Origin of the sequence: Amphritea sp., from assembly GCF_050300915.1 — a bacterium.
In the GTDB taxonomy this organism is placed as follows: domain Bacteria; phylum Pseudomonadota; class Gammaproteobacteria; order Pseudomonadales; family Balneatricaceae; genus Amphritea.
Genome location: NZ_JBNKYN010000001.1, coordinates 74,296 through 100,662, shown reverse-complemented (window position 1 = coordinate 100,662; position 26,367 = coordinate 74,296). Strand labels below are relative to the sequence as shown.

The 26,367-nt window shown below is 52.6% G+C and carries 22 protein-coding genes and 1 tRNA gene; 10 read left to right on the top strand and 13 right to left on the bottom strand.

Going from position 1 to position 26,367, the window contains the following annotated elements:
* The first annotated feature begins 36 nt into the window (after positions 1-36).
* The 5 genes from ACQY8X_RS00465 (at position 37) to fabG (ending at position 4,821) form a co-directional block, all read left to right on the top strand.
* A complete protein-coding gene (locus ACQY8X_RS00465; RefSeq protein ID WP_428033173.1) occupies positions 37-1,173 on the top strand; it encodes an ABC transporter substrate-binding protein in 1,137 nt (378 codons plus the stop codon).
* Between the two features lie 124 nt (positions 1,174-1,297).
* Complete coding sequence (locus ACQY8X_RS00460) at positions 1,298-2,359, top strand: ABC transporter ATP-binding protein (protein ID WP_428033172.1); 1,062 nt, start codon at positions 1,298-1,300, stop codon at positions 2,357-2,359.
* Positions 2,359-3,213 (top strand): ABC transporter permease, encoded by an 855-nt coding sequence (locus ACQY8X_RS00455; RefSeq protein WP_428033171.1) that lies wholly within the window; start codon positions 2,359-2,361, stop codon positions 3,211-3,213. The genes ACQY8X_RS00460 and ACQY8X_RS00455 overlap by 1 nt, the downstream gene beginning before the upstream one ends.
* Positions 3,213-4,028, top strand: coding sequence for an ABC transporter permease (locus ACQY8X_RS00450; RefSeq protein ID WP_428033170.1), 816 nt, complete (start codon positions 3,213-3,215; stop codon positions 4,026-4,028). Before ACQY8X_RS00455 ends, ACQY8X_RS00450 begins: the two co-directional genes overlap by 1 nt.
* Before the next feature lie 13 nt (positions 4,029-4,041).
* Positions 4,042-4,821: a 3-oxoacyl-ACP reductase FabG gene (gene fabG / locus ACQY8X_RS00445; protein WP_428033169.1), complete on the top strand. Its 780-nt coding sequence runs from the start codon at positions 4,042-4,044 to the stop codon at positions 4,819-4,821.
* A gap of 79 nt (positions 4,822-4,900) precedes the next feature.
* On the opposite strand, the gene ACQY8X_RS00440 is transcribed toward fabG, so the two are convergent.
* On the bottom strand, positions 4,901-5,665 hold the full coding sequence (locus ACQY8X_RS00440) for a hypothetical protein (protein ID WP_428033168.1): 765 nt from the start codon (positions 5,663-5,665) through the stop codon (positions 4,901-4,903).
* Positions 5,666-6,021: 356 nt separating this feature from the next.
* Here ACQY8X_RS00440 and ACQY8X_RS00435 point away from each other — a divergent pair, with 356 nt between their 5' ends.
* Entirely contained in the window at positions 6,022-6,678 is a 657-nt protein-coding gene (locus tag ACQY8X_RS00435) for a response regulator (protein ID WP_428033167.1), read from the top strand.
* A gap of 4 nt (positions 6,679-6,682) precedes the next feature.
* Positions 6,683-8,020, top strand: a complete 1,338-nt coding sequence (locus tag ACQY8X_RS00430) for an ATP-binding protein (protein WP_428033166.1) — start codon at positions 6,683-6,685, stop codon at positions 8,018-8,020.
* A 127-nt stretch (positions 8,021-8,147) separates the two neighbouring features.
* On the opposite strand, the gene ACQY8X_RS00425 is transcribed toward ACQY8X_RS00430, so the two are convergent.
* The 8 genes from ACQY8X_RS00425 to ACQY8X_RS00390 form a co-directional block, all read right to left on the bottom strand.
* Entirely contained in the window at positions 8,148-8,816 is a 669-nt protein-coding gene (locus tag ACQY8X_RS00425) for a tetratricopeptide repeat protein (RefSeq protein WP_428033165.1), read from the bottom strand.
* A gap of 72 nt (positions 8,817-8,888) precedes the next feature.
* On the bottom strand, positions 8,889-9,656 hold the full coding sequence (locus ACQY8X_RS00420; protein ID WP_428033164.1) for an SDR family NAD(P)-dependent oxidoreductase: 768 nt from the start codon (positions 9,654-9,656) through the stop codon (positions 8,889-8,891).
* The gene (locus ACQY8X_RS00415; RefSeq protein ID WP_428033163.1) at positions 9,646-10,314 is read right to left on the bottom strand and encodes a TenA family transcriptional regulator; all 669 of its coding nucleotides are present in this window, start codon (positions 10,312-10,314) and stop codon (positions 9,646-9,648) included. Before ACQY8X_RS00415 ends, ACQY8X_RS00420 begins: the two co-directional genes overlap by 11 nt.
* 80 nt (positions 10,315-10,394) lie before the next feature.
* The gene (locus tag ACQY8X_RS00410) at positions 10,395-11,723 is read right to left on the bottom strand and encodes an AMP-binding protein (protein ID WP_428033162.1); all 1,329 of its coding nucleotides are present in this window, start codon (positions 11,721-11,723) and stop codon (positions 10,395-10,397) included.
* Between the two features lie 3 nt (positions 11,724-11,726).
* Positions 11,727-12,425, bottom strand: coding sequence for a thermostable hemolysin (locus ACQY8X_RS00405; RefSeq protein WP_428033161.1), 699 nt, complete (start codon positions 12,423-12,425; stop codon positions 11,727-11,729).
* A gap of 199 nt (positions 12,426-12,624) precedes the next feature.
* A complete protein-coding gene (locus tag ACQY8X_RS00400) occupies positions 12,625-14,037 on the bottom strand; it encodes a sodium-dependent transporter (RefSeq protein WP_428033160.1) in 1,413 nt (470 codons plus the stop codon).
* Between the two features lie 74 nt (positions 14,038-14,111).
* Positions 14,112-15,179, bottom strand: a complete 1,068-nt coding sequence (locus ACQY8X_RS00395; RefSeq protein WP_091357764.1) for a Glu/Leu/Phe/Val dehydrogenase dimerization domain-containing protein — start codon at positions 15,177-15,179, stop codon at positions 14,112-14,114.
* A gap of 36 nt (positions 15,180-15,215) precedes the next feature.
* The gene (locus ACQY8X_RS00390; RefSeq protein WP_428033159.1) at positions 15,216-18,692 is read right to left on the bottom strand and encodes an indolepyruvate ferredoxin oxidoreductase family protein; all 3,477 of its coding nucleotides are present in this window, start codon (positions 18,690-18,692) and stop codon (positions 15,216-15,218) included.
* 745 nt (positions 18,693-19,437) lie between these two features.
* On the opposite strand from ACQY8X_RS00390, the gene ACQY8X_RS00385 reads away from it, so the two are divergent.
* Both ACQY8X_RS00385 and ACQY8X_RS00380 read left to right on the top strand, forming a co-directional pair.
* A tRNA-Met gene (locus tag ACQY8X_RS00385) sits at positions 19,438-19,514 on the top strand.
* Between the two features lie 786 nt (positions 19,515-20,300).
* Entirely contained in the window at positions 20,301-20,678 is a 378-nt protein-coding gene (locus ACQY8X_RS00380; protein ID WP_428033158.1) for a hypothetical protein, read from the top strand.
* 206 nt (positions 20,679-20,884) lie between these two features.
* Here ACQY8X_RS00380 and ACQY8X_RS00375 read toward each other — a convergent pair whose 3' ends face one another.
* From ACQY8X_RS00375 to xseA, 4 genes are all read right to left on the bottom strand, one after another.
* Positions 20,885-21,646, bottom strand: a complete 762-nt coding sequence (locus ACQY8X_RS00375; protein ID WP_428033157.1) for an alpha/beta fold hydrolase — start codon at positions 21,644-21,646, stop codon at positions 20,885-20,887.
* A 103-nt stretch (positions 21,647-21,749) separates the two neighbouring features.
* Positions 21,750-22,376, bottom strand: coding sequence for an FKBP-type peptidyl-prolyl cis-trans isomerase (locus ACQY8X_RS00370; RefSeq protein WP_428033156.1), 627 nt, complete (start codon positions 22,374-22,376; stop codon positions 21,750-21,752).
* 49 nt (positions 22,377-22,425) lie between these two features.
* Positions 22,426-23,256 (bottom strand): peptidoglycan DD-metalloendopeptidase family protein, encoded by an 831-nt coding sequence (locus tag ACQY8X_RS00365; protein ID WP_428033155.1) that lies wholly within the window; start codon positions 23,254-23,256, stop codon positions 22,426-22,428.
* Between the two features lie 9 nt (positions 23,257-23,265).
* Positions 23,266-24,636 (bottom strand): exodeoxyribonuclease VII large subunit, encoded by a 1,371-nt coding sequence (gene xseA, locus ACQY8X_RS00360; RefSeq protein WP_428033154.1) that lies wholly within the window; start codon positions 24,634-24,636, stop codon positions 23,266-23,268.
* A 165-nt stretch (positions 24,637-24,801) separates the two neighbouring features.
* On the opposite strand from xseA, the gene guaB reads away from it, so the two are divergent.
* On the top strand, positions 24,802-26,271 hold the full coding sequence (gene guaB, locus ACQY8X_RS00355) for an IMP dehydrogenase (protein ID WP_428033153.1): 1,470 nt from the start codon (positions 24,802-24,804) through the stop codon (positions 26,269-26,271).
* Positions 26,272-26,367 lie beyond the last annotated feature (96 nt).

The window sequence follows — 26,367 nt, the reverse complement described above, 5'->3', positions numbered from 1 at the left end:
CATTTGAATCCTGAGGATTGATAAGAGGGATAGACCATGAAACTTTCTAGACGTGATTTTGCAAAAGCGCTGGCCGCTTCAGCTGGCATGGCTGCTCTGGGCAGTCCCTTTGGACGCCTGAGTGCTGCTGAGAGTGGCCACCTGAATATTCTTTGCTGGGAGGGCTATAACACTGATGAGGTGCTGGGGCCATTTCGCCGTCTCAATCCAGGAGCAACCATTCGCGCAGAGAGTGGTACATCCGACCCGGATATGATTAACAAGCTGCGTGCCGGTGAGGTCAATGTCTGGGATCTGATCAACGTCAACCAGCCCTGGGCGCGGGCGCAGCTATACCCTTCAAAGCTGATTAAGCCGCTCAACAAAGAGCGCTTTATGCCCTACTTTGACAAGATGGCTCCGGAGTTTAAAAAACCTTATCCACTGGCGTTTGCCGATGATGGCGAGCTGATCGGTATGCCGCAGCGATACGGCCCTTTCTCTTTTGTGGTCAACACCGACAAGATCAGTCAGAAAACCGCCGAAGAGGAGGGCTGGAACCTGTTCCTCGATCCGAAGATGAAAGGGCGTTATGGGGTGCTGACCTATGACAACTGGAACATCATCCACATGTGTATTACCGCTGGGCTTAACCCTTTCAAACCCATTGATGAGGCGGGCTTTGTCACCTTTAAGGAAACCGCAGAAACCATCTTTGGTGGCGCGAAACTCCTGTCCGATGATCTGGTGGCGATGAACACCGCGCTGGTAAACGGTGAAATTGATGCCTATTTCACTGGCGGAACCTATACCGCCAGTCCGGCGCGTCTCGATGGTCTGTCAAATATTCGTGCTATCACGCCGAAATCCGGTCCGATTGATGGCAAGGGCGGGGTTGCCTGGATCGAGCTGACCTCGCTGGTCAATAACCCTAAACCCACCACGCTGGCGGAAGATTTCCTCGAGTTTGTACAGAAACCGGACATCGCTAAGGCGGTTGGTTTTGCTGAAGGCACCTATAACCCGGTCAGCCAGATGGGTGATCCTGAGGTGTTCAGCCTGTGGTCTGCTGAAGAGCTGGATGCGATCCAGTGGGACACCATTGAGGAGGAGATGGCTTTGTCTGTCGAGTACGACACCGTGGCTTCCTATGACGAGCTGATTACCATCTACAACGCCGTAAAACGCGCCTGATAAAGCAGCGCTTAGTTGTATTTTTTTGCCGGGCAATAACAGGTATCAGTGAGGCATAGTATGTGCTGGGCCTGTTATCACCGGCGCAACGGTCATGACATTTTTATAGTTTGGATGAGAATCGATGAAGGCATTACCGATTTTAAGCATTGCCGGGTTGTATAAAAAATTTGGTGATTTTACTGCCCTCAATAGTATCGACCTGGATGTGAAAGAGGGTGAATTTCTGGCTATTGTTGGCCCTTCCGGCAGTGGTAAAACAACCCTGATCCGGCTGCTGGTGGGGATGGATGAAGCCACTGACGGCACTATCTGGTTGCGAAATAAACGTATCGATATTGTACCGGCGAATAAACGTCCCACCTGTATGGTATTTCAGTCATTAGCACTGTTTCCCCATATGACGGTAGGACAGAATATTGAATTTCCGTTGAAAATAAAGAATGTTGATGCGCAACAGCGAAGGGCCCGGGCGCTGGAGCTGCTGGATCTGTTGCGACTGCCGCAGGAATATTATTCAAAAGGGATCAATCAGTGCTCGGGTGGCGAAAAACAGCGTGTCGCACTGGCGCGTGCACTGGCATTTGATCCGGAAATTCTGTTCTTCGATGAACCGCTGTCTGCACTCGACTACCGCTTGCGTAAAACGCTGGAAAAAGAGCTCAAAGACCTGCATGCCCGCACCGGGAAAACCTTTATCTATATTACCCACAGTCTGGAAGAAGCGATGGGGATGAGTGACCGTATTGCGATTATGCGCAAGGGTGAGTTCGAACAGATCGCCCCGGCGGATGAGATCTATACCCGCCCGGTGAGTCGTTTTGTTGCTGAGTTCATGGGGGATGTGAATCTGTTTGATGTGGATAACAGATCCCGGGATTCGCTGCAGATATCCCCGATGGCTGTGGATTCTCTGGGGCTGAGTGAACGTGGCGGAACCCTGATGGTGCGCCCCGAAAATGTGAAGTTTATTGCCGCCGATGCCGACGCAGATATTAAAGTCACCGGCACCATCAGTGCTGATTTCAATCTGGGGTCCCGCATCCAGTATGAGATCAATACCGGTAATGATAAACCACTGATTGTTGAAACCCTGCGTGATGATATGTATCAGGGGCAGTTGCATGATCAGGTTACCCTGGGCTGGACTGCGGATCATTGTCACCTGATTCGGGAGCGTCTCTGATGGAGCGATTAGATAAACGACTGGGGGCATTATGTGCCATGCCCATCGTTGCTTTACTGACGCTGTCATTTCTGGCGCCACTGTGCGTGGTGGCGGCGTTTTCGATTATGCCGGAAAAAGTGTTCTCGCTGGCGAATGTGCCCGATTTCTCTGCCTATGCTGAGATCTTCCGTCAGGGATACTGGCGCTCGCTTTGCTGGTCTCTGGGGATGGCATTTGCTGCCACTCTGTGCCTTCTGGTGCTTTGCTGGCCATTAGCTTTTGCAATGGCAAAAGTGTTTAAGAAGTTTACGCTGGTGCTGACCATTGGTGTGGTGATGACGCTGTTTGTATCGGAAAATATCCGCATGTTTGGCTGGGTATTGACGCTGATGAAAGGCGGGCTGGTGGAGGGCTATCTGCGGCACTGGTTTGGTGTTGGTTTTGATGGGGTGTTGTATAACGTGCCGATCATCGTCTTTGGTCTGGTGTATGTGTATTTCCCTTTTATGTTGTTTCCTCTGGCACAGGGGATCTCCATGGTGCCTGATGATGCCCGTCAGGCCGCTGCAGATCTGGGGGCAAGCCGGACGCGCATCTTCTTTGAGATCGATCTGCCGCTGGCGGCTCCCGGGATTATGGTCGGATCGTTGCTGACCTTTGTGCTGGCGGCTGGTGCGCTGGCTGAATCAAAATTGCTGGGTGGACAGGCGGTGATTGTGATCGCCGATGAGATAGAAACGGCCTTTACCTATGGCCAGAACTGGCCGCTGGGGTCTGCACTATCCATGGTACTCATCACTCTGATTGGTGGCCTGGCGATCTGGGCGGTCAGTCGTGTAGATCTGGATACGATTATGGGAGGTAAGCGCTAATGGCCCGTTCATCACGTACAGACAAAGCGTTACTCATCTATGGCATAGCGGCACTGGTGTTTCTCTACCTGCCGCTGATTGCCGTCTTCTTTGCGTCTATATCGAAAGGCCGCTATCTCTCATTTCCCATCCGGGCCTACGATACTAAGTGGTACGGTTCGGCGCTGCAAAGTGATACGGTGGCGGAGTTGTTGCGTATCTCATTACAGGTGGCCGGTATCGTTACCCTGGTCAGTATGGTGGTGGGGTTCTTCGGGGCGCTGGCATTTGCCCGCTATCACTGGCGTTTCAGAAAGCTGTATCAGAAGCTGATTCTGTTGCCGATCTTCTTTCCTCAAACGGTTTTAGGTCTGGCATTGCTGATGTGGTTTAACTCTCTTGAGGTGATTCCGACCTGGCATACCGCGGTGATCGCTCATCTGGTCTGGATCTCGCCGATAGCGACCCTGATTATCTCTATCAGAGCCTTTAGTTTTGACCCGACGCTGGAAGAAGCTGCCCGTGATATGGGCTGTTCAACATTTCAGATTATGAAGGAGATTACTGTGCCGCTGCTGATGCCTGGGGTTATCTCGGCGGGGCTGTTTGCCTTTCTGCTCAGCTGGGGGAATTTTCCACTCTCATTATTTACCACCGGGGCGGACTCAACTCTGCCGGAATGGCTATACGCCAAGATGGTGTCGGGTTACTCACCGCTGGTTCCTACGGTTGGTATTTTAACGGTGCTCTCTTCGGCTTTGATTCTCGCTGTCGCGCTTATCGCGCCCTCTGTACCGAAATTTTTAGCACGTATAAAACAGACTACAACACCTTAAGGAGGTCGCCCAAATGTTGACATCAATTGAAGGAAAAACCTGTATTGTGACAGGTGCATCGAAAGGTATTGGCAAGGGGATAGCCCGGGTTTTTGCCGCTAAAGGCGCTAACGTGATGGTGGTTGCCCGCGGTGAAGCCGATGCGATCAAAGCGGTTGAAGAGATCACCGCAGCAGGCGGCACGGCGGACTTCTATTGTTGTGATATGTCCGACTGGGGTCAGGTCTCAGCGATGTTTGCAAAAACCGCCGAGCGCTTTGGTAGCGTGGATATTGTCTGCGCCAATGCGGGTATTTTCCCGCAGGTGAAAATGGTCGATATGGACCCGGATGACTGGGATCATGTGATGACGACCAATCTGAAGAGTACCTTTCTGACGGTCAAGGCTGCGATACCCTATTTTGAAAAAGCCGGGCAGGGACGCGTAGTCGTAACCTCATCGATCACCGGCCCTGTCACCGGCTTTCCGGGCTGGTCTCACTATGGCGCATCAAAGGCGGGGCAGCTGGGCTTCCTGAAAACGGCAGCGATGGAGTTGTCCCGCTATAACACCACCATCAATGCGGTGATGCCCGGTAACATCTATACCGAAGGCCTGCAGGGGCTGGGGCAGGACTATCTGGATACCATGTCTGCGTCTATCCCGCTGAAACGACTCGGTTCAGTGGAAGATATTGCCAATGCGGCGCTCTTTTTTGCCTCTGAAGAAGCAGGGTATATTACCGGTCAGCAGATCATTGTTGATGGTGGTCAGATTCTGCCCGAGTCTCTTGAGGCAATTGCAGAGATCTGAAAGGCGGTGAATGAACAGCAAAGGGCTATCCTCAGATAGCCCTTTGCTGCGTGATCCGGACATTCTTCAAGCCCTTAGGCTAAACCGCCCCGGTTTGCTGCAAATTCTGCAGAAATCCCTCAAAGAAGCGTTTGTCACTGTTGTACTGGTCGCTACTCATCTGCAGTTTGAAATCTTCCAGATAGCGCAACCAGTCGGTCGACCACTGCTTATAGGAAAAATCCGCAGAGGCAAATGGATTAACATAGCCGGGTTCACCTGGTTCGTGACGAGCCACAAACCGGCCATTTTCATCCACCTCAATATTCGCCACGATCAGCGAACTCATAAGATGGCCCTCTGCCATCATCTTGTCCTTAAAACTCATTCCGTCAGTGGTTTTATACCAGGCTTCGGCGACCGCTGGTGGTGTATTGGAGTTGGGGAACATGAAGGTTTTACCAATGCCGACATCGGTAAAACCATCGTTGTCTGAATCCAGGCCTGTGTGGGGCAGGCGCAGCAGATTATTGGCCCCCTCGCTGCTCATCTGGTCGATCTTGCTGTCATCAATAAAGTCAGCCAGGCTATGCACCTCTCTGAGCACTTCCCGGTCCTCATAACTGAGGTTCTTCAGGAACGACTTACTATTGATGGGCTGCTGTTGCGAGGCCATCTCTGCCAGTTGTATAAACCGTTCCTGGTTTTTAAACAGACGACTGACAAAATCATCGCTGGCACCCCCCTGCATCGCATCGCTGATCACTTTATCAAAACCACCGGACAGATCGGTCTGAACCCGGCTGAAGCGATCTGAAGTGGCTGAGTAAGCCGCTGAAAGAGGGTTAACTGAACTGGTCTGCATGATAGTCTCCCGGGTAATCCCTTATGGGGGTCGTTTTGAAGCGCCCTTTGATTCAATGAACAATGACTTTTCTAAGCGGATATCGTGCCAGTGGTTATCATTGAAAATAAAAGCTTTTAAAAACAGTTGGTTGCTTGTCAGTTAACCGGCTCAATACGGTTTCGAGGGGCAAGGCCTTGCCGCCGGGGGGTAGTCGGTTTCCGTTTTGCAGACTGGTTTGCAAAGCCGGATGGCTGTGGTTAACTCACTGCTGAGCTTAACAATGTAAACCTCGTTGATGTTTGTCTCTGGAAGCGGCCGTTCAGGTTGTTGTCAGGTTTATGTTTTTTAATGGAGGAAAACTGTGGAGATTGTGGGTGCGTATTTTACTGGTTGAAGATGAACGGGGTTTAGGTGCGGCGATACGGGAGCATATCGCCAGTGAGGGGCACGCGGTGGACTGGTTCGAGACTCTCTCTGATGCATCAGCCAGTCTGACGACCACCAATTATGATCTGATTCTGCTTGATCTTCTTCTGCCCGATGGCCATGGGCTGGATCTTCTGACCCGGATCCGGTCAGCTAAAAGCAGTGTGGCGGTGATTATCCTCACCGCACTGGATCAGATTTCGGACCGGATTAAAGGGCTGAATGCCGGTGCCGACGACTATCTGGTTAAACCCTTTGATCTGGGGGAGCTATCGGCGCGAATTATCGCTATTCAGCGGCGTCTCTATGCTGATGGTAGCGGTATGCTGACACTGGGGAGCCTGAGTATCGATCTGACCAATAAGATCATCCTGAATGACGGTGCACCTGCAAACCTTAGCTCCCGGGAGTGGGCGGTACTTGAGCGACTGTTGCGGCATAAAAACTCAATAGTCGCCAAGTCGGTAATCGAGGATGCGCTGTATGAGTATGGCGCAGAGGTAGAAAGTAATACGGTCGAGGTTTATATCAGCCGGTTACGGAAAAAAATTGGCAAAACCAGTATCGAAACCATCCGTGGTGTCGGTTATCGGATGAAGGTTTAAACGGATGAGACACCGCAGTATTAAACGCCGGCTGGTGGTTTCGATAGTCTCTATTGTGACGCTGATCTGGCTGGGCTCCAGTGGCTATTCAGCCTATGTCTTCAATGATGAAATTAATGAAGTGCTGGATGACGCGCTGGTGCAGAATGCCAAACGTCTGATCCCTCTGGCGCTTCAGGATGGCAGCGATGGCGATGAAACGAAAAACAGTGATCAGACCCCTCCGGTTGCCGAGGCGGAAAACGAAAGCTATTTTCTCTATCAGATTCGCGCTAAAGATGGCCATGTAACCCATTTTTCCCATGATATTGCTAAACGTCCTTTCAGTGAGTTATTGGTGGATGGGTTTCAGGATCTGGAAGGCTTCCGGGTTTATACCGAGAGCATCCACAATGGTGATTTTTTTGTTCAGGTCGCAGAACCACTCGATCACCGCGAAGAGGCGGTAATGGAGAGCCTGTGGGGGTTTCTGGTCCCGCTGCTGCTGGTGATACCGGTGACCGGTTTTATGGTGTGGTGGCTGGTGGGCAACTCTCTGATGCCGCTGTTCAGGCTGAACAGGGATATCAGCGAGCGGGGCAGTGAGAACCTGACCCTGTTTGACCACCGCCATCAGCCGCAGGAGCTACTGCCGATCACTGCATCACTGAATGGGCTGATGCAGAAAATATCCCAGGCGATCTATGCCGAGCGGGAGTTTGCCTCCAATAGTGCCCACGAGCTGCGCACGCCCGTAGCCTCTTTGCTGGCGCAGACCCAGCGTTTGCTTGCCGTCTCTGAAGATATCGATACCCAACAGCGGGCGGCAGAGCTGGAACGGGGCTTAAAACGGTTACAACGGCTCTCAGAAAAACTGTTACAACTCTCCCGGGCGGATGCGTCGGTGCTTCGCCGTGGTGAAACCTCCAGTGTAATGACGCTGCTCGCCTTTTTGATAGAGGAGTATCAGCGGGGTACTCAGACAGACCTGCCGATAATCTGTGATGAAGCCAGCCTGCACTCTCTTGAGTGGCCGATGGATATGGATGCCGCCGCCATTATTCTGCGCAATCTGATCGAAAATGCTCTGCGTTATGGCACGCCACAGCAACCGGTGGAGATCTTCAGTGATAGCGATCATGCCCTGCATGTGGTCAACAGTTGCGCCATTTTGCCCGGGGATCAGTTACAGCGTCTGACCAACCGTTTTGAGCGTGGTAGTTATCAGTCTGAAGGCACCGGACTGGGGTTGGCGATTGTCGATACCTTTGTTAAACACGGCTCGGGAACGCTGACATTTTACTCTCCCGCCCGCCATCGTAGCGATGGCTTTGAAGTGGTGATTCAGTTCCCTTCAACGTGAAGACCTGGTTATAAACGCCAACATAGTAAGACGTTTGTCAGGTTGGAGTAGAGATGAAAATCCCGGCGGAATTTGCCGGGATTTTTTGGGTTTATCATGGGGAAATGATAAATAGCAGAGGGGGAGATTACTTTTTCAGTCCGGCAAGTTTTGCCATGGCCAGTTCGATCTCATGCCGACGTCCGGCATCAGCTATCGGGCGCTCGGCGCGGGGTTTGGCTGAGAGAGCTTTCTCAAAATAGTGTTTAGCTTCGTCATAGCGTTTGCTTTCCATCAGGAAGTCAGCGTAAAAGTAGTTGGCATCGATACCATCGGGATTCACTTCAAGGGCCGCCTTAAGATGTTGCTCCGCTTTGTCGTCACTGCCGAAGGCGATGGGCCAGCCGGGCACCTGATAGTAGAGTGAACCCAGCGACGTATGGGCTGAAGCGTTCAGTGCCGTTGGATTCTGTTCCAGAGAGGCTTCAAACAGTTTTTTAGCTTCTTTTACTTTACCCAGTGCAGACAAACCCTTCACGATACCCGCATCGGTGGAGAGAATAATACCCTGCCAGATTTTGGGTTCGGCAAAATCGGCATATTTGGCTGAGGTCTGTTCAGCCTGCTGCTCCAGCTTCTCGATAGCAGAGAGCTGGAGTTTTTCATCGCTTACCTGGTATTTGATTCTGGCCCATTCAGATTGCAGCGCTGCCACATCCTGCAGCATCTCTTGCTGGCCCGCCTGAGCGGCAAACGAGGTAGAGAGGGGCAGGTAGAGGCTCATTACCGCAACCGATATCAGGAGTTTATGTTTCATCATGTTGACCTCAAAGGTTATCTGTCTGGACTATCGGGCTGCAGCTCTGTTGCGCTAACCCAAAAGATACAGTCAGGTTGCGTTATTTAACTCAGTTGATAGTTTTTTTGCTGATTCTGTCTTGTGATGTTTAAAAATCGCCTCGCCAACCCTGACATTCTTGCGTAATCCCTTATCCACAACCGAAGGGAAGTTCGCATTCATAAAGGCGAAGAAACGTTCAGGCTTGCCAAAGCGGACCTCTTTTTCGCCAAGCAGGATGGCGTCGAAAATCCGCTGAGCGACTTCCTCCGGCTGATCATAGGCAGTGCCGGTCTGACTGTTAATCTCGCTGCTGATCCCCTGATTCATTCGGGTTTGCACCGCCCGTGGAGCGATCAGCGTTACCCTGATTCCGGTATCACACAGTTCTCGCCGCAGGCAATCGGAAAACGCCTTAATACCTGCTTTGGCGGCCACATAGCCGGAATAATAGGGCAGGGGAATAATGCCCATCATTGACCCCACATTGATGATCTGCCCGGTATTGCGTTGTTTCATTGCCGGCAGCACCGCCTGTGACAGACGCATCGGCACGGTCAGGTTCAGGTCGATAAGTTCGCTCAGATGCTGGTCTTCGCAGTGCGCGCACTCATTGTAGCCTGCCATATTGATCAGAATATCCGGCGCCAGATGGGACAGGGTGTGGCAGATACCGTCGATATTGTCACTCAGATCGCCAGACTCCTGGCGGTTGAATACAATGACATCCCCGCCTGCATCCCGCAGCAGTTTGACCAGGGGGGCACCGATGCCTCCGGTCCCCCCGGTAATAAAGATGCTTTTCCCTTTAAGCGACATCTTTCACCCCCTCAAAAGGGATAGTGCGCAGCACATTAGCAAACAGGCGGAAGGTGTTTTTAGCCACTTCGATGATGGCTGCCTGGTCTTTGGGGTCGGTTATTTTTTCCAACGTTTTTTCAAAGAACTGCATATGACTGATATCCAGATCACCGTGGGAGTGAAGATAGGAGAACGCCTGCTCTGGCAGATCCAGTGACTGTTTAACCGCATCCGCACCTTTGTTAGCGATGGCGATTGAGGTGCTTTCCAGCATAAACACCATACCCAGAAAGCCGACCGGATTTTTGCGGTTGATATAGTCGTAGTTGTAAGCGATCAGTACCTGTGTTTCCAGCGCTGGCGTACTGTTGCGCACCGTCTTCCGGTCACCGCCGACCGCTTCGATATCGTTGAGAATCCACTCTTCATGGCCGATCTCCTCTTCGATATATTCGGCAATCACTTTTTGCAGAAACAGTTTATTGGCGGGCAGTCTGGCGCCCATCGACATCAGAAATGGCACCGTATGAGACACATGATGAAAGGCTTCGGTCAGGTAGGCCAGATAGGCTTCCTGGGTGATCTTACCCTGGAGGGCATTGGTCAGCTGGGGTACCTGATAGAGCTCTGCACGTTCGGCTTCGGTTTCCTGAATCAACAGATCAAAAAAAGTCATAAAGTGTCTCCTTGTACGTTTTTGAGTACGGAAGTTTTTGCGAGAATAGGTTTCTGTGCGCATAAGTTGATGATTTGAAATTAGAGTTGGTTAAGCCGTTCTAATATTTTTGCCCGCCGGGGGCGGCCTGTGCCGGTCAGCAGGCCGTTGGCAAGGGTGAACGGCTCCGCCAGACGGTAATCTCTGATCTGCGCATATTCCGGTAGCCCCGTATTGGCTTTCAGAATGACCTGCTGGATATCGGCGTTTACTGACACCGGCACGATCAGCGCACTCAGATGCGGTTGCGCATCGCCGTAGACAACCGCCTGAGCGATCTCCGGCTGACACAGCAGAGAGGCTTCCACCCACTCGGGGGAGATATTGCGGCCATAGGAGGTGATCAGAACGTTCTTTTTCCGTCCGGTGATGGAGAGAAAACCCTCTGCATCCAGAGCACCCAGGTCTTCAGTGTTGAAGCTGCCTGTCGCGCTCTGGCCGATGTAACCGAGAAAACCGGGGTTATGAATGTTGATCTCTCCCGCTTCAACGCTTGCCGTTACATGGGGGAGCAGTTTGCCCACACTGCCTGGACGGTCATTGTCCGGTGTATTCAGTGACACCACCGAAGCGCACTCTGACAGGCCATACCCCTCATACACCGGTAGTCCCATCTGACGCGCCATCTGAATCAGATTGGCATCGGTTTTTGAACCGCCCACGGCGATGAATTTTAGCGAGGGCAGCGGTCCCTTTTGCGCAATCTGAGCCAGCAGGATACGCAGTACTTCAGGTACCAGAATGATCGATGTCGCTGCGGTTTCGGCAATCTGCTGATGCAGGCCGTCATAGTTCTGGCCAAACGCCGTGAGGGATGGCAGACGGATGGTACAGCCGGCGATCAGCGCGGCGTACACCCCGGCAACATTTTCCAGTAATACCGCCAGCGGCAGACTGCACAGATGGGTGCCGACAAAGTCCTGCCCCAGCACCTGCTCGATACTGTGGGCAACATTTTCCATGGCCCGCTGCGGCAGACAAACCCCTTTAGGCTGGCCGGTGGTACCCGAGGTAAAGGTGACTTTGGCTGTCGTTTCGGGCAACGCAACTGTGTGCTGTATTCCGGTTGCCACCAGACCATCAGGTGAAATAATGTGAGATACCGCCGCCTGGGAGAGTGTATGGTCTCTCTGCTCCGGGCTGAAGAACGGTGGAATCGGTACACAGACGACCCCGACACTGAGGGCTGCGAGATCCCAGAGCACCCAGTCAACGCTGTTATCCAGAGCGATGGCCAGAGTCGACACCTGGCTAAGCTGTTCTGCCCGGTCAGCAATCTCTGCTTTCAGGTCACGGTAATACACCGTTTGCTGCGCGTCCTGCAGGGCGATTTTGCCTGGTGCATGTTGATTGATGCTCTTGAATATCATGGTTTAGTGTTCCGCTTTGAAGTGGAGACGGGGAAATAAACGTGGTCGGCACTCCCGGAAATCAGCACCGAACAGTGCTTTCAGGCGTGCAACGCCGGTATTAACATTGCCCACCAGTACCCGGGGTTCAGTATCGTAGTAGGTACCCCAATCGGTATCCTGCTCACTGATATTGTTTAAGTGGGCGCGGCATAGTTCTTTGGGATTCAGTCCGGTACGTTTGAAATAACGGTGCAGGAACTGTGTTCCGGTAATGGTGGCGTAGCGGATTTTCTGGTTTTCCAGATAGGACGCCAGCGCGGCAAACAGGAAGGCCGATGCGCCTTTACCGGCGGATGCCAGATTGCCTATCTCGATGATTTGCGCACGCTCGCAGTCCAGCACGTTCTCAATCGGCTGGTCCAGATACTGTTCCAGAAACAACGCTTCTTTATCGGCATAACGGACACCGACAGCCGCCAGAATCTCATCATCCGCATTGCGCACCGACATAATCATCGGGTAGGTAACGTTGATATCGGCGTTATAACTCTGCTTGTAGATATTCTTTATAAAATCAACGACCCGCTGACGCTCAGGTTCAAAGGCACCGGTGATGCTGATAACTGAGGGATTCAGCGAACTGATCTTTGAGATCAGGCCCTGATTGAGATACAGATTTGCTGTATTCAGATCGTTTTCCTGGTAGCGCAAGATATACATTTGCTGTCCCCTGTTTAAGTGTCAGGGACATTCTTGCTGACAAAGCTGACATGAATCTGAACGGGGCAAAATAATTCAATATTTTTTTTATGGTTATTTGTCCGGCCCGGGATAAATGGGGAGAGAGGTGTAAAAAATATCAAGGCGTGAACAAAAAAGCCCTGCGTCGGCAGGGCTTTTGTCGGTGATAGCGGGACTATCAACTCAGGTTGTAGATAAACACCACCAGTACTGCTGCCGGCGTGATAAAACGGATAACAAACATAAAACTTTGGTAAGCCAGGCCGTTGCCCATATCAAATTCATTTTTGGCGGCCGGTTTTGCCATAAACCAGCCGACAAACAGCGCGGTTGCCAGGCCGACTAACGGCATAATCAGGTTGGCGGTGGCGTAGTCGAACAGATCGAAGAAGGTCTTTCCGGCAAAGCGTTCAAACATGCCCAGCGGATGAACATCTGCCCACACATTCAGCGACAGAATGGTAAGGATCCCCAGCGCCCAGATACTGATGCCGCCCATCAGGGTGGCGCTCAGACGGCTGATTCCCTTTTGTTCTTCAAACCATTCTACCAGAGGCTCCAGTAGCGAGATTGCCGAGGTAATGGCTGCGACAACCAACAGGATAAAGAACAGGCTGCCAAACAATATACCGCCGCTCATCTGGCCAAACGCAATCGGCAGGGTCTGGAAGATCAGTCCCGGGCCTGCCCCCGCTTCAAGACCGTTGGCAAACACCAGCGGAAAGATCGCCAGACCTGCCAGCAAGGCCACCAGGGTGTCGACAACGGAGACGGTGACTGCCGTTTTCACGATGGAAACCTGTTTCGGCAGGTAGGAACCGTAAGCCATCATTACCCCCATCCCCAGGCTGAGAGTAAAGAAAGCGTGTCCCAGTGCCGTGAGCACACCGGCGGTGGTCAGTTTGGAGAAGTCTGGCTGAAACAAAAATGCAAAACCCTCGGCAAAGCTGTTGGTGCTCATGGCATAACCCACCATCACCAGCAGCAGAACAAACAGCAGCGGCATCAGGATATTGATCGCTCTCTCCATACCAGAGCTGAGACCGCGGGCGACGATCAAAATGACCAGCAGCATAAACACCGAATGCCATAACAGCAGAGTGTAGGGATCGGCCAGCAGGCTGCTGAACATCGTGCCAATCGCTGCGGTGCTGGCGCCGACAAACAGGCCGTTGGCGGAGTTGCCAATATAGGCCAGCGCCCAGCCACCGATCACCGAGTAAAAAGACAGGATCAGAATCGAGGCCAGCATCCCCATTCCCCCGATCCAGATCCAGCGGTTGGAGAGACCATCCCGCCGGGTCAGGTTGCGCATGCTGTTGATCGGGCTGCGACCGCCACGGCGACCGATCATCACCTCCGCAATCATAATTGGAATACCGATCAGGGCGATACACAGCAGGTATACCAGAACGAATGCTCCGCCACCATTTTCACCGGTGATATAGGGGAATTTCCAGATATTTCCCAGCCCTACGGCCGAGCCGCTGGCAGCCAGGATAAACGCCATGCGGGATGACCACATCGGGTGGTCTTTGCCGGTGTTGTCGGCAGTGGCATCCAGTGCCGGGTTCTGAACCAGTTCAGTCATTGATTTTCTCCAGATCTTATTTTTATGTCAGAGAGAGCCAGCCCATCGGTGATGGGCTGAGTTGTTTTTACAGGTTAGTGTGCCGCACGTGGCTGATTAATGCGTTCTTCGGCCAGCTCATTGGCGATCTCCCCGGTTGGACGATCCTGGGCATCGGCCCGACGGAATATCTCGCACAGGGTGTCGGCGATGGTCTCGATATGGGCGCGCACCTGAGTGTGTTGATGACCGATACGTTCATAGAAAATATCGATGATGCCGCCCGCGTTAAGGACGTAATCCGGGGCATAGAGAATGCCACGCTCACGCAACATCAGATCATGGCGTTGTGACGCCAACTGATTATTGGCCGCACCGGCAATCACTTTTGCTTTGATCAGCGGAATCGACTCATCATTGAGCACGGCACCCAGGGCGCAGGGGGCGATCACATCCACATCCAGAGAGAGAATCTCATTCTGACTGACGGCGATAGCACCCAGTTCTTCGACTGCACGGGTTACCTGTTGCTGATGGATATCGGTAACAAACAGCTGTGCACCCGCCTGATGGAGCTGTTCGGCAAGCCGGTAGCCGACATTACCCACTCCCTGAATCGCCACCTTGAGACCTGTCAGATCGGTGCGGTCCAGTTGATACTGCACCGCCGTTTTCAGACCGATAAAGGTGCCATAAGCGGTAGCAGGGGAGGGATCGCCATTGCAGGGCAGACCATCAATACCGGTACGTTCGGTGATGCCGGCCACATTGCCAGTGTGTTGTGCCATCACCTGCAGATCGGGTACCGACGTGCCGGAGTCCTCTGCCGCAATATAGCGGTTGCCGGTGTGCTCCAGAAAACGTCCCATCGCTGCCAGCAGCTCCGGGGTTTTATGTTTGCGCGGGTCGCCGATGATCACCGACTTACCGCCGCCCAGGTCGAGATTGGCCAGGGCCGACTTATAGGTCATCCCTTTGGATAGGCGCAACACATCGTTAAGGGCTTCCTCATCGCTGCTGTAGTGCCACATCCGGCAGCCCCCTAATGCGGGGCCGCGGTTGGTGTTATGGATGGCGATAATGGCCTTCAGGCCAGTGATCTCATCGTGACAGAAGACAACCTGCTCATGGTTATCAAATTCGGCATGACTAAAAACGGACATAACGGTTTTCCTGAATAATGCTGGGTTTTATTGTTATTAAACAGTTGCCTGGGATGCGCTGCTGTGCGCTTCAAGGATCTGCTCCCGAAGCTGTTGTCGCTGGATTTGCGCTTGCTCATAGGCGCGCTCCTTGACCGGTCCATAGCCGCGAATCACAGAGGGTAGCCGGGCCAGCTCAATCGCATCCTGCAGATTGTCCACACTGAGATTCTGCAGTAGCGCCTGAATATCCTGCTCGTATTCGCGGATCAGTCGTCGTTCGAGACGGCGATCAGCACTGTAACCAAACAGATCCAGGGGGGTGCCCCGCAAAGGTCTGAGGCTGGCCAGCAGACGAAACAGCGGCATGATTTTTTCGCTAAAGCGGCGCTTGACCGGGCGCCCCGTAGCGCGGTTGATCCGCGAGATCAGCGGCGGTGCCAGATTGAATTCGAGTTCAAAGTCTCCTTCAAACTGGCTTTCAAGTTGCTGCCGGAAGTGGCTGGATGTCAGCTGTCGGGCAACCTCATACTCATCCTTATAGGCCAGCACCTTGCTGTAATTTTCCGCAACGGCCAGGCTCAGGGTGTTCCCTCTGCCCAGTTGCTTTTCCGTGTCAGCGACGTTCTGCACCAGTGACTGATAGCGATGCGCCAGGGCAGCTCCCTGATATTGGTTAAGGTGCTGCATCTCCCGGTGAATCACCTCTTCCAGCCCGGGCATTATCCGCACCGTCTGAACATCACTGGCCGGGGAAGTGATCTGTTCAACCTGCTGCAGGTTGTGCGCTGCACGGCGTCCCCAGAGGAACGCTTCTTTATTGGCCGCAACCGCCACACCATTGAGTTCGATCGCTTGCCCGATTGAATCCATCTCAAGCGGGATCAGCCCTTTTTGCCAGGCATAGCCGATGCAGAACAGATTAACCGCCATACCATCACCGAGTAGCTGCGTGGCCAGGGTGGTTGCATCAAGACAGAAGCTGCTCAGAGGTTTGGCGCTGTCACGGATTACCTGCTCCATCTCTGCGGTGGGTACCTGCAGATCGGGGTCTCGGGTAAACGCCGCAGGCATGGTTTCATGATTATTGATCACCACCTGGCTGCGCTGCCGATCCAGCTTGCCCAGCGCCTCTTCGCTGGCCCCTACCATCAGGTCAAAGCCGATCATCAGATCGGTTTCACCCGCCGGAATACGCACCGTATGGATCTGTTCCTGAGACTCGGCGATGCGGATATGGCTCATTACCGCGCCAAATTTCTGTGCCAGGCCTATCTGATCCAGCACCCCAGTACCTTTACCTTCGATATGCGCCGCCATCCCCAGCAGGGCGCTGACGGTCACCACCCCAGTGCCACCAACGCCGGTCAGCAGGATGTTGTAGGGCGTGCTACAACCGGGTAGCTGCGGCATGGGCAGCTGCGGGAAATGACGCTCTTTACCCAGTGGTTCGGGTTTACGCAGTTTGCCCCCTTTGACGGTAACAAAGCTGGGGCAGAAGCCGCGGATACAGCTGAAATCCTTATTGCAGGCGGACTGATCGATAGCGCGTTTGCGGCCACGGTCGGTTTCTTTGGGCAGCAGCGACAAACAGTTGGATTGCACGCCGCAATCACCGCAGCCTTCGCAGATCTCCTGATGAATAACCACCCGTTTTTGCGGGTCGGTCATCTCACTGCGTTTACGGCGCCGACGTTTCTCCGCCGCACAGGTCTGGTCATACACCATCGCGGTGCAGCCAGGGATCTCCCGCAGCTCCATCTGCACCGCCTGCAGATCATCCCGGTGGTGGAAGGTGACCCCATCGGCAAATTCAGAACGGCTGGGGTATTTATCCGGTTCATCGCTGACCACAGCGATACGGTGGACACCTTCACCATAGAGCTGGTGGGTAATCTGCTGTACTGTCAGCTGGCCATCAATGGGCTGCCCCCCGGTCATGGCGACGGCATCGTTGTACAGCACTTTATAGGTGATGTTAGCGCTGGAGGCGATCGCCGCACGAATCGCCAGCAGGCCCGAGTGAAAGTAGGTTCCATCGCCGAGGTTCTGGAATACATGGTTGTTATCAGTGAAGGGGGCCTGACCGATCCAGGTCGCGCCTTCGCCGCCCATCTGGGTAAAGGTGTCGGTGCCACGGTCCATCCAGGTGGCCATATAGTGACAACCGATACCGCCCAGTGCACGGCTGCCCTCAGGCACCACCGTAGAGGTGTTATGGGGGCAGCCGGAGCAGAAGTGTGGAGTGCGCTCCAGCAGGGCACGCGGCTGTGCCAGTTGGTACTCTTTTTCGCTAAGAAAGGTGAGGCGGTCAGCGATCTGCTGACTGTTGTGGAAGGGGGCGACACGTGCGGCAATCGCCCGGGCGATCATCGCCGGTGTCAGTTCGCTCAGGCTGGTTAGTAGCTCATTGCCCAACTGATCTTTCTTACCCACCACCCGGGGACGAGCACTCTGATGCCGGTCCTGCCAGCTGTAGAGTTGCTCCTTCAGCTGATCTTCGATCAGGCCGCGTTTCTCTTCGATGACCAGAATCTCTTCCAGACCTTCAGCAAACTCATAGACCCCTTCGGGTTCCAGCGGCCAGGGCATCGCGACTTTGTATAACCGGATACCCAACCCGGCGGCCTGCACGTGGCTGATACCCAGATCTTCCAGGGCCTGCAAGACATCAAGATAAGACTTACCGGTGGTGACAATACCCAGGCGCGGCTGAGCGGTATCGATAACGATTTTATCCAGTTGGTTGTGGCGGCAGAACGCCTGTGCTGCCGCGATTTTGTAGCGGTGCAGTCGCGCTTCCTGTTGCAGTGGTTTATCCGGCCAGCGGGCATTCAGGCCATCTGCGGGGCGCTCGAAGTGTTCGGGGAGGCTGATCTCCAGTCGCTGGTGATCAAGATTGGCTGAGATGGCTGAATCCATTACCTCGGCCAGCGCTTTCAGCCCCACCCAGCAGCCGCTGAAGCGGGACATTGCCCAGCCATACAGGCCATAATCCAGCATCTCCTGAATCCCGGAGGGATAGAGCACCGGAATCATCGCATCCATAAAGGCGTAATCGCTCTGATGGGGAAGGGTCGAGGATTTACTGGCATGGTCATCACCGGCAACCGCCAGTACTCCACCATACTCTGAGGTACCGAAAGCGTTGGCATGCTTCAGTACATCACCGCTACGGTCAACCCCCGGACCTTTGCCATACCAGAGGCCGAAAACGCCATCGTAGCGGGCACCTTCAAATATGTTGACCTGTTGTGACCCCCACACGGCGGTTGCCCCCAGATCTTCATTAACGCCCGGCTGAAAAACAATATTGGCTGCTTGCAGGTGGTCACGGATCTGCCACAGGGTTTTGTCAAAGTTGCCCAGAGGTGAGCCCCGATAGCCTGAGATGAACCCGGCTGTATTCAGTCCGGCCTGTTTATCCCGTGCGGCTTGTAACATGGGCAGGCGCGCCAGTGCCTGACTACCGGTCAGGTAGACCCGTCCGCTCTGTTTTTCCCACTTATCCTGCAGTGAAACGGTATTTTTCATGTTGATAGCTCCCGGTTCTGAACGGCAACAGTTATATGCTCTGGCTCAGAACGAATCAGACAATAAACGACAGGTAACGGAGGTTCAGACGCCGTGTGGCGAAATAATCGAAACCGTTGGGGAGCGAGCTATCAGATAGGGTGATACAGGTTGGCAGCGATGAGATGCACAGCCAGACAGTAGAGATCGGCACAGGGGAGTGCGCCACAGGGAAACGTGGTCGGTCATGATGATTACCTTTCACCTCAGCCGGATCACAGCCAGGTGCGAATATATTGTTGTTATTGTTCCGGCGGATAGGCCGGGATTTTTATCCTTTCAGCGATACCTTTTTGGGGCGTGCTGACGGTCAACATTAGTCGCGGTAATAGGGCAAGTCAACCAGGGAAATCGATAGGGACTGGCCAGATATAGCTGTTTTTTGTGGCATAAATTAATTCAGGCAGAGGATTTTTCTATCGGAGTTTTATAGGTAGATACCCGTATTTCCTTTAAATTCAACAGCGATTCCTAATCCGCCGCAGACTTAATCGTCAGCATTTTTTACTGAAGATTTTATGTTCTCAGAGGATATTCATTTTTAGATGCGGCCGGTGTTAGTGGGTGAGAAGGCCTGTACAGGTGTAACGTTCAGAGAGAGATTGTTTTCTTAGCTGAAAACAGGCTGTCAGCTGAACTATTGTAATTAATTTAATAAAACGTTTGCCAAGAGGGTAACTCATCTGTAGTATACGCCCCACGTTGATGCGGGGTGGAGCAGCCTGGTAGCTCGTCGGGCTCATAACCCGAAGGTCGTCAGTTCAAATCTGGCCCCCGCTACCACTATTAAATAAAAAAGGGGATACCGAAAGGTGTCCCCTTTTTTATTTAATGTTGTAAGGGACGGATGAAGAACGAAGTTCACAAGTTGTGCTTAGAGCACAACTTGCATCGAGACGCGAAGCGTCGAAGCCCGAAGGGGCATAACAGCCAACAGGCTGTTATGAATAAATCTGGCCCCCGCTACCAACGTAATAATTAAAGGTGTGTCGTAAAGACATGCCTTTTTTTGTGCCTGAAATTCAGTGATTTATACTGATGGAAAGAAAGCGTCGGGCTCGGTTCTTTATAAACGCTCGGGAAGGTCGTCAGTTCAAATCTGGCCCCCGCTACCAACGTAATAATCAGAGGTGTGTCGTAATGACATGCTTTTTTTGTGCCTGTAATAAAGTCCTGTAAAGCCCGGGTTGGATGTTTCTGGTCGTGGCACTTGCCAGCTGTTTTACCGCGAAACCGGTTCATGCAGGTTAAAGGACGGTGTTTACTCACAGGCTTATAATAAAGGCTTGTAAAAAGGGCAAAACCATAGATGAAATGCCAGCTGATTCTAATCAAATACACCTGAATTAAGAGCTCTGTCGTCATTGTGGAACAGGTTGTTATCTATTACCCAGATTGGGTAATTTAACTGGCATAAACTGATTAAGATCACTTTTTATACAGTTGAGCTGTGTTACCTTCTGTGCGTAACGTGATCAAACGAGCGTTTGTATAGAGGTTTGATGCCTGGGGGGGCTAACAACACGTGAATTGATTGAAACTTCATTAGCTTTTAATAGGTGTAAGGCTATGAACAGATATCTGATTCCAGTAATGTCCCTCCTTCTGCTGCTGCCCTGTAGCGGAAACTGCGCCGGACTGGACGGCTTAATGGATATGATTTCGGGCGTAATTAGCGGCGATGAAATACAGCAAGGCGAAGCGCAACAGTCTGCTCAGTCAGAAGAGCATGTTGAACCAGGGGCTGATTTTTCAGGTGCATTCCAGCCGCTGGTACGGGAAGATGGTTCAGGTTTGAGTGTCGATACCGGTCAGTTTATGCTGGTGCGGGTGTCGTCCGGAATATACGCGCTTTATAGCCTTAACTCCGAAGACCGGAAAGACCCTGGCTTATGGCTGGGTAGTGTCAACGGGCGCTTGGGTATGGGGCTGTCCTATGACTTCTAATTTCTGCCTTACTGTGCGTCATGTTTGCTGAGAGTACATGTCAGTACTCTCTCTGGGGTCGTTAGATTTTGTCACTGATTTAACAATGTTCACCTGATCTCTTCAGATCAATCCTGCTCTGGCCAATCGAATCTGATGCTTTATCGAACACTCTGCATCTGACCCTCTTCAGGGGGAGATTTCAGCTCTGTTGCCTGCTGTTGGATTCACTTCGTCAGATAATTTAAGACTAATCGGGTAAAAATCGAAGCCTTCTCGGCGTGGGGCCAGTGACCACTGCCCTGTATCAGTCGATATTCGGCTTTGGGAAACAGGCTGAGTATCTGCTCACGATAGTCTGCGGTGATGTAGTCTGAGTTTTCGCCTTTGATAAACAACACCGGTTTTTCGAAAGCGGGACCGCTAGGGGCTTTACTGATCTCATCGTAGCAACTTTCCAGCACCGGCAGATTCATTCGCCAGGCAAAGCGCTTCTCTTCAGTGCGATACAGGTTGGTGAGCAGGAATTGCCGGACACTGAGTTCATCAACATACTGGCTCAGCTGTTTGTCGGCCTCTGCGCGGGATGTCAGGCTGCCGAGGTCGACGGCGTTCAGGCCGGTAAATACATCGCCGTGATGGTTGGGGTATTGTACCGGGGCAATATCTACGATGATCAGTTTGTTGACCCGTTGCGGATGGTTCAGTGCCAGTTGCATGGCGACTTTGCCACCCATTGAATGGCCCAGAATATGAGCGCTTTCGAGACCTTGCTGATCCATCAGTTCGAGAATATCGTCAGCCATCAGTGGATAGCTGGTTTTATCTGCATGGGGAGAGCGTCCGTGGTTGCGCAGATCAACCGCGTAGACGGTAAAATGCTCAGACAGTGCTTTGATCTGACCACTCCAGTTCAGCAGCGTGCCAAACAGACCGTGCATAATGATCAGAGGGGCTCCGCTGCCGGAGATCTGTAGATTCAGTTGCATTATAGCTCTCCATAAAAAAGACCGGAGCGGGAACGCTGCCGGTCTCTGTCGGTTAAGCTGTGGTTAGCTTAACCGGATTGGACTAAGTTCTTCTAAGCAGTGCTTAGAGAATATCCAGCAGTTCTACATCAAATACCAGTGTTGAGTAAGGCGGGATACCACCAGGAGAACCCTGAGCACCGTATGCCAGCTGATAAGGAACAGTCAGACGCCATTTGGCCCCTTTAGTCATCAGTTGCAGTGCTTCAGTCCAGCCAGCAATCACGCCGCCGACAGGGAATTCAGCTGGCTGACCACGGTCGTAAGAGCTGTCGAAGACTTTGCCGTCGGTAAACGTGCCGTGGTAGTGAGTGCGAACAGTGGATTCGCGGGTAGGGCTTTCGCCACCCTCTTCACCGGCAGTGATAATTTCGTATTGCAGACCGGAATCGGTCACAAATACTTCTTCACGCTGAGCATTTTTTTCCAGGAACAACTCGCCTTCAGCGGCTGCTTCTTTGGCCAGCTGTTCAGCTTTTTCCTGCATGCGAGCCTGGATTTCGTTAAATGCAGCCTGGATTTTTTCGCCTTCGATGCTCAGGGCTTCGCCGGCAAATGCTTCCTTGATGCCGGTAATTACCGCATTCAGTTCAACGCCGTCAAAGCTCTGGTTTGCCAGGTGATCGCCCATTTGACGGCCGATACCGTAGCTGGCGATCTGTTCACTTGTTTCAAATTTAATATCAGACATGAGTACTCTGTCGCTTCGGTTTTAAGAACGCGAAGCCTATCATATTCACCTACTCTTTAACAAAGAGAAGCGGATCGACCCGGGTATTGTTGAGGCTGACACTCCAGTGGAGGTGAGGGCCTGTTACCCGTCCGGTTTTGCCGATGGCGCCGATAATGTCGCCGGTATTCAGCTGATCGCCGGTCTTTACATCAATTCTGCTCATATGGCAGTACATGGTGGTCAGACCATAACCGTGATCGACAATGACGGTATTACCGTTGAAAAAATACTCGCCTACAGCCACCACTTTTCCCGGTGCCGGTGCGCTGATAGCGCCGCCTTGTCCACCCGCGATATCCAGACCGCTGTGGGGGTTACGGGGTTGTTCGTTAAAGAACCGCTTGAGCCCAAACGGGCTGCTGAAACGCCCGCTTGCTGGCAGCTTGAAATTCACGCTGGAGAGAGTGGGGGTGCTCCAGGTTTTGAATGCGGCAACCATCTCTGCTTTTTCGCGTTTATAACGGGCCAGATCCTGTTCGTTTGGATTAACGTGACGTTTGTTGGTGACGGTCAGGTGTTGCTCTTCATACTCCTTACCCTGAACCTGGAACGGAAAACTCTCACCATCCGCTTTCATTAGCTGGGTCTCGGTTGGTTTGGCTGACAGCGGAATGCCGATCACCGCGATCCAGGGGGCTTGTTGGGCGTAGGCTGTATCCTGAGTGGGTAAAACCATAATGCGGTTGCCCCGGTACCAGGCTGATGGCGCGGTTGCGCTGGTCAGGCCGGTCAGTGGAATCAGGGCGATACCTCCGGGTACCCGGGACTCCTGCGGCAGTTCAATGGCGGCAGCTGAGAAACTGAATAACAGTGTAAATATAAAACTAACGAGGCGCATAGGGGGTCTTTACTCCTTTATAACCTGAGTGACCGAGCTTAAAAAACGGCCATTACTCAGTCGTGTCTCAACGTTTTTTCCGACAGTTAAGTCATTAATGTCCTGTACCACTTTGCCCGTTTCGTCCTGAACAATAGCATAACCCCGGTCAAGGGTGGCCAGTGGGCTGACGCTGTTGAGTGTGGCCGCCAGGCCGCTGAGTTTCAGCGAGTTTTGCTTCAGGCTGTTTTGCATCAGCGCAGTTAAGCGGCGTTGCAGCTCATTCATCCGTCGTTGCTCTGAGGTGATGACGGGCATCGGTGAGCAGCGCAGATAGCGTTGCTGTAACTGAGAGTAGTATTGTTTCTTGCCTTCAACGATATGTCTGACAGCGCGTTGCATCCGCAGTTCAAGGTCATCGAGTTTTTGCGCCTGCTCTCGGAGTTTATCCCCTGGATGGCGCAGTCGGGTGCGGGTCCACTGTAGTTGCTGCTGGCGTTGCTGAAGACTGCGCTTCCAGGCCTGCATCAAACGCTGCTGAATCTGCTGCAGGCGTAGCAGTATTTGCTGTTGATCCGGGCTGATCAGCTCTGCGGCTGCCGATGGGGTCGGGGCGCGCAGATCCGCAACAAAATCGGCGATAGATACATCGGTCTCATGGCCCACTGCACTGATAACCGGTATTTCACTGTCAAAGATGCTGTGTGCCACGATCTCTTCGTTAAATGGCCAGAGGTCTTCCAGAGAGCCGCCACCACGGCCAACAATTAATACATCGCAACGACCATCTTCATTCGCCAGGCGGATAGCATTGGCGATCTGCGCAGCCGCTTCATTCCCCTGCACGGCGGTTGGGAACAGTATTACGGGTAGTGAGGGAAAACGGCGTTTAAGTACGGTGAGGATATCGTGAACTGCCGCGCCGGTTGGCGAGGTGATTACGCCCAGATATTTCGGGTGAGCCGGGATCGGTTTTTTAAACGCCGGATCAAACAACCCCTGCTGTTGCAGTTTGAGCTTGAGCGCTTCATAGGCTTGCTGCAGTGAGCCAACTCCGCTCTCTTCCATGTAATCACAGATCAGCTGGTAGTCGCCACGGCCCGGATAAAGGCTGACTTTGGCCCTGACCACCACCTTGTCACCATTTTTGGCCTGATATTTCAGGTATTGATTGCGGTTGCGGAACATCGCACAACGCACCTGCGCGTCTCTGTCTTTGAGGGTGAAATACCAGTGTCCGGAACTGGCTTTAACCACGTTGGACAGCTCTCCCTCCACATGTATTGTCAGGAATGAGCTTTCCAGCAGGGACTTTACCTGGCGATTCAGTTCGGTAACGCTCAGAGCGCTGTTTGCCGGACTGTTGCTGGTCGAATATTGGGGGTGTGAGTAAGGTTGCATAGTGCGCATCTTAAACCAACCGATCACCGCTTTGTAATGACCGTTTGGCATAATTAACGAAATGAATAAAAATGGTTGGGATTAATCTATTTTGATTGTCGAAGGTTCGACAAAAGGCTATAATCCCGCGTCTTATTTTTTTAGACACTACAGGCAATCTCACCCATGTTGCGAATCGCTGAAGAAGCCCTCACTTTTGATGATGTTCTACTGGTTCCCGGTTACTCCGAGGTTCTGCCTAAAGACGTTTCGTTAAAGACACGCCTGACCAAAGGCATCGCCCTGAACATCCCTCTTGTTTCTGCTGCTATGGATACCGTTACTGAATCCGGCCTCGCCATTGCTATGGCTCAGGAAGGTGGTATTGGTATTATCCATAAAAATCTTACCATCGAGAAACAGGCTGAACAGGTCCGTCTGGTTAAGAAGTATGAGGCGGGTGTTGTCAGTGACCCGGTGACCTGTACTTCGGATATGACCGTAGGTGAATTGAACGCGCTGTCTGCGCGTCTTGGCTTCTCTGGTTTCCCCGTTGTTGATAATGGCGAACTGGTTGGTATCGTCACTGGCCGTGATGCCCGTTTTGAAAAGAAACTGGATGCGTCTGTTGCCTCTATTATGACCCCTAAAGAGCGTCTGGTAACGGTTCTGGAAGGGGCTGACCCTGATGATGTTCGCAATCTGCTGCGCAAACACCGTATTGAAAAAATTCTCGTAGTCGATGAAGCGTTTGCCCTGCGCGGTATGATGACCGTTAAGGATATGAATAAAGCCTCGACTCATCCAAACGCGGCGAAAGATGGTAAAGGCTGTCTGATCGTCGGTGCTGCGGTAGGTACGGGGGCTGAAACTGCAGATCGTGTTGATGCTCTGGTTAAAGCGGGTGTCGATGTGATTATTGTTGATACCGCCCATGGACACTCCAAGGGTGTTATTGATCGGGTTGCCTGGGTGAAGCAGACTTATCCTAATGTTCAGGTTATCGGTGGTAATATTGCGACTGCTGAGGCCGCTGTTGCACTGGCAGAAGCGGGTGCCGATGGCGTTAAAGTCGGTATCGGTCCGGGTTCTATCTGTACCACACGTATTGTTGCCGGTGTGGGTGTTCCACAGATCAGCGCCGTGGCCAATGTTGCTGCAGCACTTGAGCCTTACGGAGTGCCTTGTATCGCCGATGGTGGTGTGCGGTTCTCCGGTGATCTGTCCAAAGCGATTGTCGCAGGTGCATCGGCGGTGATGATCGGCTCTATGCTGGCGGGTACGGATGAGGCGCCGGGTGAAGTTGAACTGTTCCAGGGCCGTGCTTACAAGTCTTACCGTGGCATGGGGTCACTGGGCGCGATGGCACAGACCTCTGGCTCTTCAGACCGTTACTTCCAGGATGCCTCCGAAGGTGCCGAAAAACTGGTGCCGGAAGGTATTGAAGGTCGGGTTGCCTGTAAAGGTCCGATGGGTGGTGTTGTGCATCAGCTGGTGGGTGGTCTGCGCTCCTCTATGGGGTATACCGGCAGCCCGGATATCCTGACGATGCGCACAGTACCTAAGTTTGTACGTATCACCAGTGCAGGTATGGCTGAGAGCCATGTGCATGATGTCAGTATTACTAAAGAAGCGCCTAACTATCGCGTTGGATAACCGCTTCTGAATGAATAAAACAGGTGGGATGGCTTCGGCCCTCCCACTTTTTCTTTTTTAACACGCTGCTAAAACAGCCAATCGCCAGAGTAAACC